The sequence below is a fragment of the Massilia sp. UYP11 genome (assembly GCF_050434805.1).
Lineage (GTDB): Bacteria > Pseudomonadota > Gammaproteobacteria > Burkholderiales > Burkholderiaceae_D > Telluria.
In genome coordinates, this window is record NZ_JBNDJE010000001.1 from 504,461 (window position 1) to 521,996 (window position 17,536).

Below are 17,536 nucleotides of genomic sequence, written 5' to 3' on the forward strand. Positions count from 1 at the left end.
CATGAACAATCTCTTGCCCTACGCTTTTGCCCGCGACCACGGGGTGCTGGCGCGCGGTAATGGCGAACCGGGCCAGAGCGTCGAAGTGCTGGTGTCCGGCAACACGCAGCCATCCGCCATCGCCGAGGTGTCGCGCCGTTTCGGCCGCATCCAGCTGCGCCGCCTCGACCGCGACGAGCTCGATGCGGCCATCGCCGGCGCCTACGCCGGCGGCGGCGGCGACGCGTCGCAGGTGGTCGACGAATTCGACGCCGACCTCGACCTGACCAAGCTGCTGCAAGACGTGCCCGCCATCGAAGACCTGCTGGAATCGTCCGACGATGCGCCGGTGATCCGCATGATCAATGCGCTGCTGACGCAATCGCTGCGCGAAGGCGCGTCCGACATCCACATCGAGCCGTTCGAACAGACCTCGGTGGTGCGCTTTCGCATCGACGGCGCGCTGCGCGACATCGTGCGCCCCAAGAAGGCGATCCACGCCTCGCTGATCTCGCGTATCAAGATCATGTCGCAGCTCGACATCGCCGAGAAACGCCTGCCGCAGGATGGCCGCATCACCCTGCGCGTGGGCGGTAAACCAGTCGACGTGCGCGTCTCGACCCTGCCGACCGGCCACGGCGAACGCGCCGTGCTGCGTCTGCTGGACAAGGAAGCGGGGCGCCTCGACCTGTCGCACCTGGGCATGGCCGAAGACATGCTGCCGCAGTTCGACCGCCTGATCAACCAGCCGCACGGCATCGTGCTGGTGACCGGCCCGACCGGTTCCGGCAAGACCACCACCCTGTACGCGGCGCTGTCGCGCCTGAACGCGTCCACCACCAACATCATGACGGTGGAAGACCCGATCGAATACGACCTGAACGGTGTTGGCCAAACGCAGGTCAATGCCCGCATCGACATGACGTTCGCGAAGGCGCTGCGCGCCATCCTGCGGCAAGACCCGGACGTGATCATGATCGGCGAGATCCGCGACCTGGAGACGGCGCAGATCGCGGTGCAGGCCTCGCTCACCGGCCACCTGGTGCTGGCCACCCTGCACACCAACGATGCCGCCTCGGCAGTGACGCGCCTGCTGGACATGGGCATCGAACCGTTCCTGCTGTCCTCGTCGCTGCTGGGCGTGATGGCCCAGCGCCTCGTGCGCAAGCTCTGCTCGCAATGCAAGACCTTCGACGGTTCCGCCTGGCATGCGGTCGGCTGCGAGCGCTGCGGCCACACGGGCTATCACGGCCGGGTCGGCGTCTACGAGCTGCTCGAAACCACCGAAAAGATTCGCGCCCAGATCCACAACCGCGCCTCCGAGGCCGAGATCCGCGAAACCGCGCTGGGCACCGGCATGAAGACCATGCGCGACGACGGCGAACGCTGGCTGGCGGACGGCACCACCACGCGCGCCGAACTGGTGCGCGTGACCAAGGATTGACAGGCGAGCATGAGGATGGAATTCGCGAGGATGGGAACTGACTGATGCCGGCATTTCGCTACGAAGCCGTTGACCTGGGCGGCGCCACGCGCAAGGGCGTGGTCAACGCCGACAGCCCGCGCGCGGCGCGCGCCGACCTGCGCACGCAAGGCCTGACGCCTCTGAGCGTCGAGGCAATTGCTGCTCAGGTCGACGCGGCCGGCGTCGCCCGCGCGCGCGGCATCGGCGAGCGCCTGTCGCAGAACGAGCTGGCCCTGTTCACGCGCCAGCTGGCCAGCCTGCTCGAGGCCGGCCTGCCGCTCGAGCAAGCCTTCACCGCGCTGCTCGAGCAGGCCGAGCGCGCCTATATGCGCGACCTGATCGCCTCGATCCGCTCCGAAGTCATCGGCGGCTCGTCATTCTCCACCGCGCTGTCGCACCACCCGCGCGACTTCGCCGAGATCTACCGGGCGCTGGTCGCCTCGGGCGAGCAGATCGGCCAGCTCGCGCGCGTGCTGTCGCGCCTGGCCGACTACATCGAGCGCCGCAACGCCCTGGTGCAGAAGGTGCGGCTGGCGTTCACCTATCCGGCGATCGTGACCGTGGTCGCGTTCGCGATCGTGATTTTCCTGCTCACCTATGTCGTGCCGCAGATCGTCTCGGTGTTCGCCAACACCAAGCAGAAGCTGCCTTTCCTCACCGTGGTCATGCTGGCCGTGTCCGACTTCGTGCGCGCCTACGGCATCTATTGCGCGATCCTGATCGGCGGCGCGTTCTGGCTGTGGCGGCGCGCGCTGCGCAATCCCGACCTCAAGCGGCGCTGGCACACCTGGCTGCTGACGGCCCCCATCTACGGCAAGTTCGAGCGCAGCCTCAACACGGCGCGCTTCGCCAGCACCCTGGCGATCACCACCGGTTCCGGCGTGCCGATCCTGCGCGCGCTCGACACCAGCCGCGAAACCCTCTCCAACGTGGCGATGCGCGAACTGGTCGAGCAGGCCACCGCCAGCGTGCGCGAAGGCGTGAGCCTGGCGCGCGCGCTGTCGGCGCAAAAACACTTTCCACCGATGCTGGTGCACATGATTCGCGCCGGCGAGATCACCGGCGAACTGCCGGCCATGCTCGAGCGCGCCGCCAATGCGCAGCAGGCCGACCTCGAGCGCCGCACGCTTACCATCGCCGGCCTGCTGGAGCCGGTGCTGATCCTGGCCATGGGCCTGGTGGTGCTGCTGATCGTGCTGGCGGTGCTGATGCCGATCATCGAAATCAACCAGCTGGTGCAGTAAAACAATGGCAGTCAATACTATGAACAAGCGTTTGCCTCTTCTACTCAGCCTGCTTGCCCTGATTCTGCTGGCGGCCTCGATCGCCTTCTGGGTGCTGCAGCTGTACAAGCCGGAGCAGCGGCCGCTGGCGGCGGCGCCGGTCGCCACCCAGCCTCCGCCCAGCCCCGAGGCGGCGGCAACGCTGTTCGGTGGCCAGCCGAGCGCGGTGATTTCCAATTTCCAGCTTACCGGCGTGGTGTCGGCCGGCGCCGACAGCGCGGTCATCCTGGTGGCCGACGGCCAGCCGTCGAAGGCGGTGCGCGTCGGCCGCGAAATTGCGCCAGGCGTGACCGTGGCCGAAGTGCATCGGCGCTACGTGATGCTGTCGGATGGCGGCGTGATGAAGCGGGTGGAACTGGCGGTCGATACCGGCCAGTCGACCTCGGTCACGCCGCCGGAGCCGCGCATGATGCAGCAGATGCCCCAGCCGATGACTGGGGCGCCGGGCATGGAACCGCAGAGCGCGCCGGGCGTGGTCAGCGCACCGCCCGTCATGCACAGCGTGCCGCCACCGGGCGGCGGTCCGCAGGGCACGCCGACCACGCCGGAGAATGCGCAGCTGCCGCCAGAGTCGCAAGAGCCGCAGGATCCACCGCCGGAGCAGGGCGACCCGACCCAGCAAAGCGGCAATGTGCAGATGCCGCCGAATGCGCCGCCGATGAACCAGACCCAGCAGCCGATCACCCAGTAAGGACGGCGGCGTGGCGCCAGGCCGTTATCGCATCTTCAGCGCACCGCGCCCATCAGCGGCGCAGCGCGGTGAAGGCCGCCAGTTCCCATGACCTGAACCCCAGCAACAAGGTATAGCCCTCGCGTTCCCCGGCCGGCAGGCGCCGGTCGTTCAGGTGCAGCCGCGCCAGTTCGGCCGCCAGTTGCTCGATCTTGAGCGACAATTCTTTTGCGCTGGCATGCGACAGCCGCGCCGGCAGGCACATCAGCGCCTCGCCCGCGCCGTCGAAGCGGCCGGCAAAATAGTCCGGCACCACGTGTTCGCGGAAGAAGTGCTGCACCGGCCCATCCGGCAGCCAGCGGAATGCGTTCGACACCCGCAGCTGGTAACGGTTCAGCGGCTTGAGTTCGATCAGTCCCAGCCGGTCGAGTTCGGCGAGCAGGGTGATGCACTCGGCCTCGCTCAGCTTGTAGGTATCGACGACCTGTTCCACGTTCCAGTGGCCGAGGCAGCAGATCGCCATCAGCAGCAGGCGCGGATTGGCCACCAGCGAGCGCTCCTGCGGCAGGCTCAGGGCATCCAGCCGGGGCCGGGTATCGAGCGCGCCGCGCAGCAAGTCTTCCAGCGGGATCCCGGTCGCCTGGCAGATCTCGGCCAGCCGCGACAGCGCCATGTCCTTCTGGCCGAACATGCGTTTCACGCTCGATTCGCTCACGCCGATGCGCTCGGCCAGCAGCTTGTAGGTGATGCCGGCCGCGCGCAGGCGGGCGCGCAGGGCGTCGAGGATCAGGTCGGGTGAACTCATGGTATCCGTGGAAAATGGGGACGGTCGACTCTACCGTTGAATGGCAACGCGGACAAGGCGCATGCGACGAACGGCACGTCGGGCCGATGGACGAAAAAAAGCGGACACCGAAGTGTCCGCAAGGGGAAGGTATGTATCGTGTCGGCGCAGGTTCAGTCGTCCTCGTCCAGCACCAGCCTGGCTTTTTTGAGGGCCTGCCTGGCTGCATGCCGCTCGCTCGACAGCGGCTTGGCATGCGGCCCGGCCGCGCGCGCCTTGGCCAGCGCCGCGACCGGGTTGCGCGGCTTGCCGAACTGCTGCGAAGGCTCGACGCGCAAGCGCATCTTCTGCCGTGTCGCCAGTGCCTTGTTCGCCATGCGGCTTCCCTAAAAAAATTACAGCCGCTGCTTACAACACATAGCGCGACAGGTCTTCGTTGACCGCCAGCGCATCGAGCCGCTCGTTGACATAGGCCGCGTCGATCCGCACCACCTGGTCTTTCTCGGACCCGGCGCTGAACGAGATCTCTTCGAGCAGCTTTTCCATCACCGTGTACAGGCGGCGCGCACCGATGTTCTCGGTGCGTTCGTTGACCGAGAATGCGATCTCGGCCAGGCGGTGGATGCCTTCGTCCAAGAACTCGATCGTGACGCCCTCGGTCGCCAGCAGCGCCTCGTACTGCTTGGTCAGGCTGGCATGGGTCGAGGTCAGGATGCTCTTGAAATCGTCGATCGACAGCGATTCGAGTTCGACCCGGATCGGAAAGCGCCCCTGCAGTTCCGGGATCAGATCCGACGGCTTGGCCAGGTGAAACGCGCCCGAAGCGATGAACAGGATGTGGTCGGTCTTGATCATGCCGTACTTGGTGTTCACCGTCGTACCCTCGACCAGCGGCAGCAGGTCGCGCTGCACGCCAGCGCGCGAGACGTCGGCGCCGCCGTTCTCGGAGCGGGTCGCGATCTTGTCGATCTCGTCCAGGAACACGATGCCGTTCTGCTCGACGTTGGCGATCGCCTTCTGCTTGAGCTCGTCCTCGTTGAGCAGCTTGCCCGCTTCCTCGTCGACCAGGAGCTTCATCGCGTCCTTGATCTTGAGCTTGCGCGGCTTCTTGCGCGCATTGCCCACGCCGGCGAACATCGACTTGATCTGTTCGGTCATTTCTTCCATGCCCGGCGGCGCCATGATTTCCATCTGCGGCGCGGCATCGAGCACCTCGATCTCGATCTCGCGGTCGTCGAGCGACCCTTCGCGCAGGCGCTTGCGGAAGGTCTGGCGCGTGGCCTCGCCTTCCTTCGCGTCGCCGTTGCCGCCGCTGGTGTTGAAGCCGAAGTCGCGCGCTGGCGGCACCAGGATGTCGATGATGCGGTCCTCGGCCGCGTCCTCGGCGCGCTGGCGCACCTTCTTGGCTTCGCTGGCGCGGGTCTGCTTGATGCCGATGTCGATCAGGTCGCGGATGATGGTGTCGACGTCGCGCCCGACATAGCCCACCTCGGTGAACTTGGTCGCTTCGATCTTGATGAACGGCGCGTCGGCCAGCTTGGCCAGGCGGCGCGCGATCTCGGTCTTGCCGACGCCGGTCGGGCCGATCATGAGGATGTTCTTGGGCGTGATCTCATAACGCAGGCTCTCGTCGACCTGCTGGCGCCGCCAGCGGTTGCGCAGGGCGATGGCGACCGCCTTCTTGGCCTTGCCCTGGCCGACCACATGCTTGTCGAGTTCGGAAACGATTTCAGGAGGGGTCATGTTCATGATGCTGCTCATATCAATCCAGGGTCTCGATGATGTGGGACATGTTCGTGTAGATGCACAGCTCGCCGGCGATGGTGAGCGCTTTCTTGACGACTTCGGCTGGCAGCATGTCGGTGTTCTCATACAGCGCCTTGGCGGCGGACTGGGCGTAGACGCCGCCCGAACCGATGGCGCCGATGCCGTCTTCCGGCTCCAGCACGTCGCCGTTGCCGGTGATGATCAGGGTCGACTCGCGGTCGGCCACCAGCAGCATCGCTTCCAGGCGGCGCAGCACGCGGTCGGTGCGCCAGTCCTTGGCCAGCTCGACCGATGCGCGCAGCAGGTTGCCCTGGTGTTTTTCCAGCTTGCCTTCGAAGCGGTCCAGCAGGGTGAATGCATCGGCCGTGCCGCCCGCGAATCCGCACAGGACCTTGCCCTGGTACAGCTTGCGCACCTTGCGCGCCGAGCCCTTCATGACGACGCTGCCCAGCGTGACCTGACCATCGCCACCCAGCGCGACCTGGTTGCCGCGACGCACACTGACGATGGTTGTACCGTGAAATTGTTCCATTTTGACCTCGTGATGTTCTAGCCAACAGCAAGTGGGGATCGTGCGTGGGATTGCAAGATTAGCTCAGCCTTAAATGCTCCAGGCAAATGTGCGCCCGGCGCGGGCAGCGGGCTGTACGCTGTCCGCACGCCAATCAATGGAGCAGCCCACGATGTTCTTATTTTTCTCCAACAAGCTCGGTTGCCTCGGATCGATCCTGGTGTCGCTGGCCGTGACCTTGCTGCTGTTGCTCGCCTTCGGTTGGCTCTAAACTATCAATAGCGGTGCGGATACAGCCGCACGCCGTCGCCCGCGCCGAGCAGGCGCAGCAGGGTGGCGACGAGATGGCTCAGTTCGCGCAGCTCGACCGCGCGGCCGGCGGCGCCGTGCGCGTCCAGCCGCGCCAGCAGGCTCCCGGCGCCGGCATAGTCGATGCGCGCCAGCCGCGAGCAATCGAGCACCAGCGTCTCGCGCTCCTGGGCGTAGGCATCGATGGCCGCCAGCAGGGCGCCTTCCGCACCGCTCACGACGGCCGGCAACATGAAGCGGTCGCCATGGCCCGGCGCCGGCGCGGCGGTGGACACGTAGAGCGGCGCCTCGAACGAGGGCGGCGACACCTCGTAGGTGACGCAGTAATCCATCGCCGCTTCCTCGAACTGTTTTTCGCGGCGGGTCAACAGCAGCAGCTCGAGCAGCAGCAGCCAGGGCGCCGGGCTGGCGCCGCGCTGGCCGACGACCAGCGTCGGACGCAGGATATCGAGCAGGGTATCGGCGCCGGCCAGCACCAGCTCGCGGCCGTCAGTCTGCTGACGGCGCAGTGCCTGCAGCGCCGCCAGCAGGCTGGCGGCGCCATCGGCGTCGATCGCCGTTACCCGGCCGAAATCGAGGCGCACGACCGGCGAGCGCGCCTCGAGCACGCGCTTCAGGCGCCCGGCGACGCCGGCGTCGATCGCGGGGGCGAAGGCTTCGACCGCGGCCACGTTGGCGCCGGCGCTGGGGAGGGAACCCGGAGGAACCGTTTCAGGCGCGGCCGGCAGCGGCTTCCAGGCCGGCGGCGAGGTCTCGAAATGGCTGGCGTAGTCGATGGCCACGCTTTCGAACGCGGCTTCGCGGCCATCCGCCTGGTACAGGTCGAACAGCATCCACCACGGCAGGCGCTCGGCGCGGCCCAGGGTCGGCAGGCAGGCGCGCAGCAATTGTTCGGCGGCGTCCGACTGGCCGTTGGCATACAGGATGGCGCTTTCGTCGATTGCCGGCGCACTGGCGGGCGCCGCGCTCAGGGGCGGCGCGTCGGGTTCCGGATGCGCGATGCTGCCGGCAGGGCGCCGTACGCCGCTGCCCCAGGCCGGCTCGTCGTCGAACATGTCGGAAGCGAAGGCGAGCTCGATCTCGTCGATCTTGGCGGCGGTGGCGCGCGCGATCTCGCGCTGGCGTTCGCGCTCGGCCTCGGTGTCCAGGCGCGACGGCTCGCCGTGCAGGCGCGACTCGGGGGGCGGCCAGTCGCGCCCGTCCATGATGTCGTTCTTTCTCTTCAGGAAGGAGAAAAGCCCCATGCTCACCGTTGTCAATTAGGCCAGACGTGCTGACCATAGCACGAACCCCGGGCCTGTGTGCTGAGCACACACCGCCCAGGGTAGTGTATCCGATGGGAAACGATAGCATATGCATGGCGCCTGAAACGTGCGCGCTCATGCAGGACGCGCAAACAAAAAAAGCATGCGACGGGTCGCATGCTTTTTCTGGTAGGCACGACGATAAATCAGTCGCCGTACAGTTTTTGCTTCAGTTCACGGCGCTGCTGGGCTTCCAGCGACAGCGTGGCGGTCGGGCGGGCGATCAGGCGCGGAATGCCGATCGGTTCGCCGGTTTCTTCGCACCAGCCGTATTCGCCGCCATCGATCGACTGCAGCGATTGCTGCACTTTCTTGAGCAGCTTGCGTTCGCGGTCGCGGGTGCGCAGTTCCAGCGCATGTTCTTCCTCGATCGTCGCCCGGTCGGCCGGGTCGGGAACCAGGACGGTTTCGCGCAGGTGTTCCGTGGTTTCACCGGCGTTCTTCAGCAATTCCTTCTCGAGTTCCTGCAGACGGTTCCTGAAGAACGCGAGCTGGGCCGGATTCATGTAGTCGTCATCGCTCATCGCCCGAATCTCTTCTTCCGTCAGGAGGCGTTCTTCGGGCTGGGCGGTATTCGGTTTCGTTGTTTTAGTCATGATGCCTTCGATACGACAGAGGTTTTCATTTTATCAGTCTGCCAACTTCATCCCCGATAGGGTGTGCGTGAGGCAGGCTGCCTTGATGGCGACCTGGCGCCATCCCTTCTCTGGCCGCGCCGCATATGCAGCAAGGACAGTTCGCTACAGTAGGCTGGCGGCTAGTATATAGCGCACCGGTCCGTCCGGGGAGTCGGCCGCGACAAACTGTCGCGACGGGTCGTCATGTGACCTTGAACCGGCCGGGCAAACCGATATAGTTTATACCAAACATTGTTCAAGTCCGCGGATAAATACGTCTTTCGGTAAATTTTTACCAATAAAGACCATCTTGGTGGCGGGGGTCTCGCTCTCGCCCCATTTCGGTCCCACGTCGCTGCCCATGATCTGGTGCACGCCCTGGAACACCACCTTGCGGTCGACGCCTTCCATCCGCAGCACGCCTTTGTAGCGCAGCATTTGCGGACCGAATACCTGCACCAGGCTGCCCAGGAATTGCTCCAGGCGTTCCGGGTCAAAGGCGCGTTCGCTCTTGAACACGAAGGCGGCGATGTCGTCGGAGTGGTGGCCGTGGTGGTGGTCGTGGTTGCAGGCTTCGCCGTGCGCATGGTCGTGGCCGCAGTGAGCGTGGTCGTGACCGTGCTCATGGTCATGCTCACTGGCGTGATCGTGGTCTTCCTCGACCTTCAGGAAGTCGGGATCCAGTTCCAGCTTGTCGTTCAGGTTGAAGCCGCGCAGGTCGAGCACGTCCGAGATCGGCGCGCGGCCGAAATCGCTGGTCGCGATCGGCGCGCGCGGATTGATGCGGCGCAGGCGCGCCTTCAGGGTCTCGACGGCGGCGGCATCGACCAGGTCGGTCTTGGACAGCAGGATCTTGTCGGCGAAACCGACCTGGCGCTGCGCTTCCTCGTTCTGGGTCAGCTGGTCCATCGCATGGCGGGCGTCGACCACGGTCACCACGGCGTCGAGCAGGTAGTTGGCGCCCACTTCCTCGTCGACGAAGAAGGTCTGGGCCACCGGGCCCGGATTGGCCAGGCCGGTGGTTTCGATCACCACCCGGTCGAAACTGATCTCGCCGGCGGCGCGCTTCTGTGCCAGGTTGTTCAGGGCCACGATCAGGTCGCCGCGCACGGTGCAGCAGATGCAGCCGTTGTTCATCTCGACGATCTGCTCGCTCGAATCCTGCACCAGGATTTCGTTGTCAATATTCTCCTGGCCGAATTCGTTTTCGATGACGGCGATGCGCATGCCGTGCTCTTCCTGCAGGATACGGTTGAGCAGGGTGGTCTTGCCCGCGCCGAGGAAGCCGGTCAGGATGGTGCTGGGAATCAGGTCCATTGGTACGCTACTCGTGTTGGGGGGTTGGACAAAAGAACCGGGGGATTATGCCGCAATTCCTGCAAGCTCACCATCAACCGTGTACGGGCTTGATCGAGTTCAAACCATCAACCCGGGGATGTGGCCGGAATGGTGCGCCTGCGCCGGCCGGACGATTACTTGGCCTTGGCGCGCGGGTGGGCCGCGTCATATACCTTCGACAGGTGCTGGAAGTCCAGCGCCGTATAGATCTGGGTCGAGGTGATGCTGGCGTGGCCGAGCAATTCCTGCACCGCGCGCAGGTCGCCCGACGATTGCAGCAGGTGCGAGGCGAACGAATGGCGCAGCACGTGCGGGTGCACGTGGAGCGGCGTGCCGGCGCGCAGCGCATGCTGCTTGAGGCGGTTTTGCACCACGCGCGGCGAGATGCGGGTAGCGCGCGCCGACAGGAACAGGGCGGCGCTGCCGTCGCGCGCGGCGGGCCGCACCGCCAGCCAGGCCGCCAGCGCCGCGCGCCCCGGGGCGCCGACCGGCACCCGGCGCATCTTGTTGCCCTTGCCGGTCACCACCACTTCGCCGGCCTGCAGGTCGAGCCAGCCGAGCGAGGCCGGCTGTCCGGCGCGCGCATCCTGCCAGGCGAAGTCGAGGCCGGCCAGTTCCGACACCCGCAGCCCGCTCGAATAGAGCAGCTCGAACATCGCGCGGTTGCACAGCTCGAAGGGTTCGGCGTGGCCGCGCGTGCTTGCTTCCATCAACTGCACGGCATCGTCGACGGCCAGCGCCTTGGGCAGGCTGCGCGGGCGCTTGGGTGCGTGCACCCCATCGACCGGGTTGGCGGCCAGCGGGGTCTGATTGGACAGCCAGGCATAGAAACCGCGCCAGCCGGACAGCTTGCGCGCGATCGTGCGCGGCGACTGGCCGCCGGCATGCAGCCTGGCCGCGTAGCGGCGGATGTCGGCATGGGTCAGCCGGGGCCAGTCGACGTGGCCGGCAAGTGCGGCCAGCTCGGCCAGGTCGCGCCGGTAGGCGTCCACCGTGTGCGGCGACAGCTGGCGCCCGGTGGCCAGTTCGCCCAGGTAGCGCGCGGTCCAGTCCATGGCCCCTGGCTCAGGCGCGCAGCGGCGCCAGCGCGGTGGTCGAGGTGGCGGCGATGTGGACCAGGAAATCGGTCGCCATCGCGGTCGTGAAGCGCGCCGGGTCGGGCGAGCCCAGCACCAGCAGGCCGAAGCTCTGGCCCGGCGGGCCCAGCGGCAGCATCACGGTCGAGCGGATCGATGCTGCATCGTCCAGCCAGCGCACCGCCTCGAAGTCGTTGTTCGGGCCGCAGTACGGCGCGCGCAGGCTGTTGGCGAAGATGCGCGCGTCGTCCGACACGCCCTGGGCGAACCATTCGCCGGCATGGTCCGGTGCCACGTTCCACAGGCGCAAGGTCACTTGCGGCACGACGAAATGGGTGCGCAGGCCGTCGGTCAGGTCGCGCGCCATGGCCGCGCCACCCTTTGACACCAGCAAGGCCTGGGTCCAGGCGTGGAAGCGGTTGGCGATGCCGGCGTTTTCCTCGGCGCGACGGGACAGGTCCGACAGGCGCAGTTCGAGCGCGCGGAACTTGTCGCGCATTACTTCCATCTGCCGCTCCTGCAACGACACGGCGCGGCCGGTGAGAGGACTCGACAGTTTTACTTCACCCAGCAGGCCGGCGTGCTCCTGGAAGAATTGCGGATGATCGATCAGGTATTGCGCGACAGCGGCGGCGTCCAGTGGTGCGATGCTCATGGGGAATTGGGTGGTGGAATGAATCAAACCATTTTACCCGACGCGGGCATGGCGCCGAAGTTTTAACAGATGACAAAAAAAGACGCCCGCAGGCGTCTTTTCGGGGAGCGGGAAACGGTCAGAAGCGGTGACGGATACCCATTTGCAGGGCGCGGCCGTCGGCGCCCGGTGTTTCGGTGAAGCCGCCCGGGTTGCCCGAAGTGCCCGGCGAATACTGCGCCTCGTTGTCGTTCTTGATGAAGGCGAGCGCCGTGTACAGGTCGGTGCGCTTGGACAGGTAGTAGTTGTAGCCCACCGCGTACAGGTTGGCGTCGCTGTTCGATGCCGTGCGGTCGTTCTGGTGCGCGTACGAGGCCACGATGCGGCCATTGCCTACACGATAGTGAACGCCGACCTGGTAGCTGTTGGCATCCTGCTGGGTGTTGGCGCTGATATTGGTCTGGAAGATCCTGAGCAGGGCATTCCGGGTGCCCTCCGGCACGCCTTGCGCGATCAGCGCCGGCACCACGGCCTGGTTCCAGCCGGCCAGGTAATCGGGCAGCAGCGCCGAATTCTGGTTGCGCTGGCTGTGGAAGCCGGCGAAGAATTTCCAGCTCTCGCCCAGGGTGTAGGAACCGCCGACCGTCATGGTGCGCAGGCTTGGACGGTTCTGCATGTCGTAGCCGTGGTTGTAGCCGACGCCGACGTCGAAGCCATTGGCTTTATAGGTGATCGCGCCGCCGCGGAACTTGTAATAACGGCCGAGGTAGCCGGAATTGCGCGCGCCATACATGACCGAACCGCCCAGGCCGTTCGGCAGGGCGATCCGGTACTGGATCGATTCCTGCGAGCGGATGTCGGCGCCCAGCGCGGTGAAGCCGGCGGTGCCGCCGGTGATGTGGCCCCAGGAGCCGGCGGTGCCCGATTCGAAGGCGTCGGCCATGTTGAACACCTCGTAGCCCGGGGTGTACATGCGGCCCAGCATGACGGCGCCGATCGGGGTGATCAGGCCGACCATCGAGGTGCGGTCGAACAGGGCTTTTTCCTGGTTGACGGCGGGCGCGCCCGGCGGCTGGATGGCCGCCTGCAGGCGGTCGCGGATGGCTTGCGGAATCTGGTTCATGCCGCGCAGCAGGTAGACGCCCGGATTGTCGTTCATCAGGGCCGGCTGCTGCGAACCGTTATCGAGTTCGACACGGGCCTCGAGATTGAAGATGGCCTTGTAGCCATTGCCCAGGTCTTCGCTCCCCCGGAGGCCAAGGCGGGAGCCGTCGGCGCCGCCACTATAGATCTTGGTCGGTCCGCCTTTTTGCCACATTACGCCGGCATCGGCGATGCCGTAGATCTGGACGCTGGTCTGAGCCAGGGCGGAGGATGCAAAGGTCGCGCCGAGCAGGGCGGCAATCAGGCTTTTCTTCATCGTGTCTCCATATTATTTTCTTGTCGCGATGTATGAGCTCGCTCTACCAATATGCCATTGCCATGGCGCACTGTACAGAACGGTCGTTCGCGAAAACGCCGGGAACGATCAGACGTTGTGAAAACGCTACATGGAGGAGGGATGACCCGGCGGCCGATGGTTGCTCCACGCCGCCCTGCGCGAGCGGCGGCGCGCTGCTTCCGCCGGCCCGCCAGGGTTCAGAACGCGTGGTGGATGCCGATGTCGTACTGGTTGACGGTGCCTGGACTGGTCAGCAGGCCCTTCTTGCGCGAGGCGTCGATGTACAGATAGGTGCGCTTGGACAGGCTGTATTCATAGCCCAGCGACAGCTGCCTGACCTTCTCCAGGCCATCGATGTCTTTCTGTCCATAGCCGGCCAGGAACTTGCCGGGGCCCAGCGTGTAGTTGGCGCCCACTACCCACGCGCTGGTGTCGCTGTTGAACGGGCGGGTATGCTCTTCGTCCAGCCGGGTGAACGTGCCCATGAGCTTGAGTTCCGGGGTCGCCTGGACCGAGGCGCCGACCGACCAGACCTTCGATTCGATCGCATTGCGCTCGTAGGCCGCCATCAGGGCGGCGGGGCCATTGTTGTAGGTGGCCGAGACCGAGAACGGATTGGCCGAGGCTTCGGCGCCGGCCGGATACTGCGGTGCGCCGGCGCTGCCGCGGCCGATCACGGCGACGCCGCCGTTGTTTTCCCTGGTCGCGATCGCGGTATTGAGCTGGAAGCCATTGACGAGCGGCGAGTTGTACCAGATGGCGTTCGACCAGCGGTTGCCCGAGGCGCCGACTGGGTCGAGCGGCTGCGAACTGTAGCCGGCGACGCTCAGGTCGGTATAGAAGCCGCCCGCGGTCGGGATCGCATGGAAGGGTTCGAAGTTGCCGATGGTTTCATGAAACGGGGTCAGGCCGCGGCCGATGCGCAGCATGCCGAAGCCGCCCTGCAGACCGACCCGGCTCTGGCCCTGGAACAGCTGGCGCTGATTGCCGCCGGGACCGATCTCGCTGCTGCCGGTATCCGGCTCGTACCGCATTTCAAGGTGGAACAGGGCCTTGAAGCCATTGCCCAGGTCTTCGGCGCCCCGGATGCCGAGGGTATTGGCGGCGCGCTTGCCGATGCTGACGTTCTCGCCACTGCGCTTGACGATGCCGGCATCGAGGTTGCCGTAGATTTGCACCGACGTCTGCGCATGGGCCGCGCCGGCGCAAGCGCCAAGCAGTGCGACGGCCAGGAGAGATTTCTTCATGTTGGGCATTCCCGGGATCGAGGTGAGCGCATGCATGGCGTCGAAGCCGGCCGCTCGGGTCACCTGATTGTTTCAAACTTCAGGGCTGGCTATTTGGTCAATTATCAGTGGCACGCTTGGTACATCGCTAATAAATCGCATCGTACTGTTGTATTTTCGAAACGTATTCGATACGCATGCCATCTGCCACAAGGCCGGCGGTTTTTGCGTCCGAGAAAAGGACGGCGGTGTTTTTTCCATGAAGCGGCCTCGGGCATGCTTCAATGTCTTGCGGCTGGAGCGGCCGGTTTCATCCGCTTAAACCAGCTTTGCGCCCCGTCAACTCACCCCGGAATCGAATCGAATCGCCGGCGGCAGCGGCTTAGACTTTGGCCAAATTTGCATGAGCGGCGACAGGCCCCGTCAATATTTCATCGATTGGCAAGCTCGCCAGGCCGGCTGGCGCCTTGGGGCCGGGCGGTCGTGCTGCCGTCGCCGCTACGTGTTGCCGACTCACTTTTTTCATGTATTCCAACGATGGCTAACCGCGAAGAATTGGCGATCATTCGCAACGCCCGCGCCGGGCAGGCGACGGCCCAGCTCGAGCTGGGCAAGCTGTATTTGTTCGGCAGCGCCGGACTCCCGCAGAGCCTGCCAACGGCGCTGCACTGGCTTGAACGCGCGGCCCGACAAGACTGCCCACCTGCCTGGCAGTTGATCGGTAACCATATTCCTCTTGAGCTTGCCCAGCATAACGCCGCGGCCGTCGCCCAGTGGTACGAGCGCGCCTATGACGACGGCAGCCTGCATGCCGGCCTGGTGTTTGCCCAGTTGGTGCTCGATCCTGCGGCGGCGCCATCCCAGCAGCATCCGAAGGCCGTGCAGGCGCTCGAGGACGCGGCGCGCGCCGGCTTCCCGCATGCGCAATGGTTGCTGTCGCAGCGACAGGGCAAGCCGCCCACGGCGCAGCCCGGCATGCGGACGGCGCCGTCGAGCGGCGCGGCGCGTCCGGGGCCCGCGTCCGGCGCCGTCGAGCGTCCGCCGGCGCCCGCGCCGGCGCCCCAGTCTGGCCAGGAGCGGACGCTGCGTCCGCCAGGCGCCGGCGCGGCGCAATACGCCGCGCTCGACGAAGCATGGGCGGCGCGCCGCTGGGACGTCTACCTCGAGCGCGCGCTGCCGCAGGCGCGCGCGCTGATCGGCGAGCGCGGCGAACAGGGGGACATGCGGCGTTTCGCGCCCGACGAGATCACCCTGCTGTCGCGCTGCGCGCGCCTGCTCGACCCGGCGTTCGATGGGGTCCAGGGCGTGCAGGCCCTGGACCCCGGCGCGGCGGCGGCGCGCTGCCAGCCGGGCGAACCTGCCGTGTTCTGGGAGCTCGCCGCGGCCGAGCATGACCCCCACGCCCAGCTGGCGCTGGGTCTGCGCTATGCGCGCATGCGGATCGATGGCAGGCGGTGCGGCGCTGGCGGCGGGACGGCGAGCGGACAGGTCGCGGATGCGCAGGTCGCCCACGCGCCCGTCGCCAACTTCAAGAAAGCGATCCGCTGGCTGAACCTGGCCGGCGAGCAGGGCCTGGCCGAGGCCTGGTATGCGCTGTCGCGCATCTATATCAAGCCCGAGTTTTCGCAGCGTAACGTGGCCGATGCGCAGCGCTACCTGCAGCGGGCCGCCGAGATGGGGTATCGCGATGCCCAGCTCGAATGCGGCCACAATGCCTGGCGCGCGCGCCGCGAGAACGAGAACAACGACGTGCGCGCCGTGTACTGGCTGCAGAAGGCGGCGGCCCAGGGCTCGCCCGAGGCCGTCGAGCTGCTGCGCAAGATCGCGCCGCGCGCCACGGCCGCGCCGTACACCGAGACCGGGCGGCTGCTGGCCAGCCACGCCGATGCGCTGGCGGCGCATCCCTTGCTGGCCGCGCGCATCGAGCTGGCGGCGCTGTTCGGCCTGTCGCGCGCCGAGGCGCTGCTGCTGGACGTGGGGGCCGCCGACCAGGGCCATTGCCTCGTCATCGATATCCGCGCCAGCTACGGGCGCAGCAAGCGGCGACTGGTGATGGTGGAATCGGCGCAACAACGCGAGGCGCTGGATCGCATCGTGCGCCTGTTCGAGCAGGTCGACTGCGGCCCGGCTGGGCCGGAAGGAAATTATCGGCAGCGGCTGTACCGGCTGCGCACCCTGCTCAATGTGCCGATCTCCGGCAGCGACGCCGACGGCGGCGCCGACATCGAGCTGGCGGCTTGAAGCAGAGGGCCTGGCCGCTCAGATCTCGACTTCGCCCTCGAACACCGAGACCGCCGGTCCGCTGAGGTAGACCGGCTGGCCCGCTCCCGCCCAGGCGATGCTGAGTTCGCCGCCGCGGGCCGATACGCGCACCGGCGAATCGAGCAGGCCGCGCCGGATGCCGGCGACCACCGCCGCGCAGGCGCCGGTGCCGCAGGCCAGCGTCTCGCCGGCGCCGCGTTCGTGGACGCGCAGGCGGATATGATGGCGGTCGACCACCTGCATATAGCCGGCGTTGACCCGTTTCGGAAAGCGCTCATGGTGTTCGATCAGCGGGCCGGTCTGCTCCACCAGCGCCGTGTCGACGTTGCGCACCACCTGCACCGCATGCGGATTGCCCATCGAAACCACCGAGATCGGCACGGCCTCGCCGCCGACCGGCAGTGGCCACAGCGTGTCCTCGCCCTCCGGCTTGCCGTTCAAGCCCGCGCTGTCGAACGGCACCTCGGCCGGATCGAGGCGCGGCGCGCCCATGTCCACCGTCACGCTGCCGTCGTCCTCCAGGCGCGGGCTGATAACGCCCGACATGGTCTGCACGCGGATGCTGCGTTCCCGGGTCAAGCCCTTATCGACCACGAAGCGCACGAAGGCGCGCGAGCCGTTGCCGCATTGTTCGACTTCGCTGCCATCGTTGTTGAAGATGCGGTAGCGAAAGTCCACGCCGTCCTCGCTCGGGCGCTCGACGACCAGGATCTGGTCGGCGCCGATGCCGAAGCGGCGGTCGGCCAGACGCTGCCACTGCTCGGCGCTCATGCCGTCGACGTCGATCTTCTGGTTGATGGCGTCGATCACGACAAAGTCGTTGCCCGCGCCGTGCATCTTGGTGAATGTCAGTTTCATGCTTGGTTCGAT

General features: G+C 66.4%; 16 protein-coding genes. 4 read left to right on the top strand and 12 right to left on the bottom strand.

The features are described 5' to 3' along the window. The first annotated feature begins 1 nt into the window (after position 1). Genes gspE through ABIB38_RS02255 form a run of 3 tightly spaced genes read left to right on the top strand, consistent with a single transcriptional unit; the run spans position 2 to position 3,418 of the window. Positions 2 to 1,423 carry a type II secretion system ATPase GspE gene (gene gspE / locus ABIB38_RS02245; protein ID WP_429201394.1) on the top strand — a complete coding sequence of 474 codons (1,422 nt, stop codon included), beginning with the start codon at positions 2 to 4 and terminating at the stop codon, positions 1,421 to 1,423. Between the two features lie 44 nt (positions 1,424 to 1,467). Beyond that, on the top strand, positions 1,468 to 2,688 hold the full coding sequence (gene gspF, locus ABIB38_RS02250; protein WP_429201396.1) for a type II secretion system inner membrane protein GspF: 1,221 nt from the start codon (positions 1,468 to 1,470) through the stop codon (positions 2,686 to 2,688). Positions 2,689 to 2,692: 4 nt separating this feature from the next. Next, a complete protein-coding gene (locus ABIB38_RS02255; RefSeq protein ID WP_429201397.1) occupies positions 2,693 to 3,418 on the top strand; it encodes a type II secretion system protein N in 726 nt (241 codons plus the stop codon). A gap of 52 nt (positions 3,419 to 3,470) precedes the next feature. On the opposite strand, the gene ABIB38_RS02260 is transcribed toward ABIB38_RS02255, so the two are convergent. The 11 genes from ABIB38_RS02260 to ABIB38_RS02310 form a co-directional block, all read right to left on the bottom strand. Further along, positions 3,471 to 4,202 carry a helix-turn-helix domain-containing protein gene (locus tag ABIB38_RS02260; RefSeq protein ID WP_429201399.1) on the bottom strand — a complete coding sequence of 244 codons (732 nt, stop codon included), beginning with the start codon at positions 4,200 to 4,202 and terminating at the stop codon, positions 3,471 to 3,473. Positions 4,203 to 4,354: 152 nt separating this feature from the next. Continuing rightward, a complete protein-coding gene (locus ABIB38_RS02265; RefSeq protein ID WP_429201401.1) occupies positions 4,355 to 4,558 on the bottom strand; it encodes a hypothetical protein in 204 nt (67 codons plus the stop codon). Between the two features lie 31 nt (positions 4,559 to 4,589). Beyond that, positions 4,590 to 5,930: an ATP-dependent protease ATPase subunit HslU gene (gene hslU, locus ABIB38_RS02270; protein ID WP_429201403.1), complete on the bottom strand. Its 1,341-nt coding sequence runs from the start codon at positions 5,928 to 5,930 to the stop codon at positions 4,590 to 4,592. A gap of 13 nt (positions 5,931 to 5,943) precedes the next feature. Then, positions 5,944 to 6,480 (bottom strand): ATP-dependent protease subunit HslV, encoded by a 537-nt coding sequence (gene hslV / locus ABIB38_RS02275; RefSeq protein ID WP_429201404.1) that lies wholly within the window; start codon positions 6,478 to 6,480, stop codon positions 5,944 to 5,946. Between the two features lie 254 nt (positions 6,481 to 6,734). Next, positions 6,735 to 8,012 carry an STAS domain-containing protein gene (locus ABIB38_RS02280; RefSeq protein WP_429201406.1) on the bottom strand — a complete coding sequence of 426 codons (1,278 nt, stop codon included), beginning with the start codon at positions 8,010 to 8,012 and terminating at the stop codon, positions 6,735 to 6,737. A 206-nt stretch (positions 8,013 to 8,218) separates the two neighbouring features. After that, entirely contained in the window at positions 8,219 to 8,668 is a 450-nt protein-coding gene (dksA, locus tag ABIB38_RS02285; RefSeq protein ID WP_429201408.1) for an RNA polymerase-binding protein DksA, read from the bottom strand. 261 nt (positions 8,669 to 8,929) lie between these two features. Continuing rightward, complete coding sequence (locus ABIB38_RS02290; RefSeq protein ID WP_429201409.1) at positions 8,930 to 10,006, bottom strand: CobW family GTP-binding protein; 1,077 nt, start codon at positions 10,004 to 10,006, stop codon at positions 8,930 to 8,932. A gap of 155 nt (positions 10,007 to 10,161) precedes the next feature. Further along, positions 10,162 to 11,082 carry a tyrosine recombinase XerC gene (locus ABIB38_RS02295; protein ID WP_429201411.1) on the bottom strand — a complete coding sequence of 307 codons (921 nt, stop codon included), beginning with the start codon at positions 11,080 to 11,082 and terminating at the stop codon, positions 10,162 to 10,164. Positions 11,083 to 11,092: 10 nt separating this feature from the next. Next, a complete protein-coding gene (locus tag ABIB38_RS02300; RefSeq protein ID WP_429201412.1) occupies positions 11,093 to 11,758 on the bottom strand; it encodes a DUF484 family protein in 666 nt (221 codons plus the stop codon). 118 nt (positions 11,759 to 11,876) lie between these two features. Continuing rightward, the gene (locus ABIB38_RS02305; RefSeq protein WP_429201414.1) at positions 11,877 to 13,157 is read right to left on the bottom strand and encodes a porin; all 1,281 of its coding nucleotides are present in this window, start codon (positions 13,155 to 13,157) and stop codon (positions 11,877 to 11,879) included. A gap of 218 nt (positions 13,158 to 13,375) precedes the next feature. Then, positions 13,376 to 14,425 (bottom strand): porin, encoded by a 1,050-nt coding sequence (locus tag ABIB38_RS02310; RefSeq protein WP_429201416.1) that lies wholly within the window; start codon positions 14,423 to 14,425, stop codon positions 13,376 to 13,378. Between the two features lie 516 nt (positions 14,426 to 14,941). On the opposite strand from ABIB38_RS02310, the gene ABIB38_RS02315 reads away from it, so the two are divergent. Then, entirely contained in the window at positions 14,942 to 16,645 is a 1,704-nt protein-coding gene (locus ABIB38_RS02315; RefSeq protein ID WP_429201418.1) for a hypothetical protein, read from the top strand. A gap of 18 nt (positions 16,646 to 16,663) precedes the next feature. Here ABIB38_RS02315 and dapF read toward each other — a convergent pair whose 3' ends face one another. Further along, positions 16,664 to 17,524 (bottom strand): diaminopimelate epimerase, encoded by an 861-nt coding sequence (gene dapF, locus ABIB38_RS02320; protein ID WP_429201420.1) that lies wholly within the window; start codon positions 17,522 to 17,524, stop codon positions 16,664 to 16,666. Between the last annotated feature and the right edge of the window lie 12 nt (positions 17,525 to 17,536).

What these genes read in the sequence shown, in the direction of transcription:
- ABIB38_RS02290 (WP_429201409.1), bottom strand. Translation starts at nt 10,006, where the DNA reads ATGGACCTGATTCCCAGCACCATCCTGACCGGCTTCCTCGGCGCGGGC.
- dksA (WP_429201408.1), bottom strand. Translation starts at nt 8,668, where the DNA reads ATGACTAAAACAACGAAACCGAATACCGCCCAGCCCGAAGAACGCCTC.
- ABIB38_RS02315 (WP_429201418.1), top strand. Translation starts at nt 14,942, where the DNA reads ATGGCTAACCGCGAAGAATTGGCGATCATTCGCAACGCCCGCGCCGGG.
- ABIB38_RS02255 (WP_429201397.1), top strand. Translation starts at nt 2,693, where the DNA reads ATGGCAGTCAATACTATGAACAAGCGTTTGCCTCTTCTACTCAGCCTG.
- ABIB38_RS02260 (WP_429201399.1), bottom strand. Translation starts at nt 4,202, where the DNA reads ATGAGTTCACCCGACCTGATCCTCGACGCCCTGCGCGCCCGCCTGCGC.
- hslU (WP_429201403.1), bottom strand. Translation starts at nt 5,930, where the DNA reads ATGAACATGACCCCTCCTGAAATCGTTTCCGAACTCGACAAGCATGTG.
- ABIB38_RS02295 (WP_429201411.1), bottom strand. Translation starts at nt 11,082, where the DNA reads ATGGACTGGACCGCGCGCTACCTGGGCGAACTGGCCACCGGGCGCCAG.
- ABIB38_RS02265 (WP_429201401.1), bottom strand. Translation starts at nt 4,558, where the DNA reads ATGGCGAACAAGGCACTGGCGACACGGCAGAAGATGCGCTTGCGCGTC.
- gspF (WP_429201396.1), top strand. Translation starts at nt 1,468, where the DNA reads ATGCCGGCATTTCGCTACGAAGCCGTTGACCTGGGCGGCGCCACGCGC.
- gspE (WP_429201394.1), top strand. Translation starts at nt 2, where the DNA reads ATGAACAATCTCTTGCCCTACGCTTTTGCCCGCGACCACGGGGTGCTG.
- hslV (WP_429201404.1), bottom strand. Translation starts at nt 6,480, where the DNA reads ATGGAACAATTTCACGGTACAACCATCGTCAGTGTGCGTCGCGGCAAC.
- ABIB38_RS02280 (WP_429201406.1), bottom strand. Translation starts at nt 8,012, where the DNA reads ATGGGGCTTTTCTCCTTCCTGAAGAGAAAGAACGACATCATGGACGGG.
- ABIB38_RS02300 (WP_429201412.1), bottom strand. Translation starts at nt 11,758, where the DNA reads ATGAGCATCGCACCACTGGACGCCGCCGCTGTCGCGCAATACCTGATC.
- ABIB38_RS02310 (WP_429201416.1), bottom strand. Translation starts at nt 14,425, where the DNA reads ATGAAGAAATCTCTCCTGGCCGTCGCACTGCTTGGCGCTTGCGCCGGC.
- dapF (WP_429201420.1), bottom strand. Translation starts at nt 17,524, where the DNA reads ATGAAACTGACATTCACCAAGATGCACGGCGCGGGCAACGACTTTGTC.
- ABIB38_RS02305 (WP_429201414.1), bottom strand. Translation starts at nt 13,157, where the DNA reads ATGAAGAAAAGCCTGATTGCCGCCCTGCTCGGCGCGACCTTTGCATCC.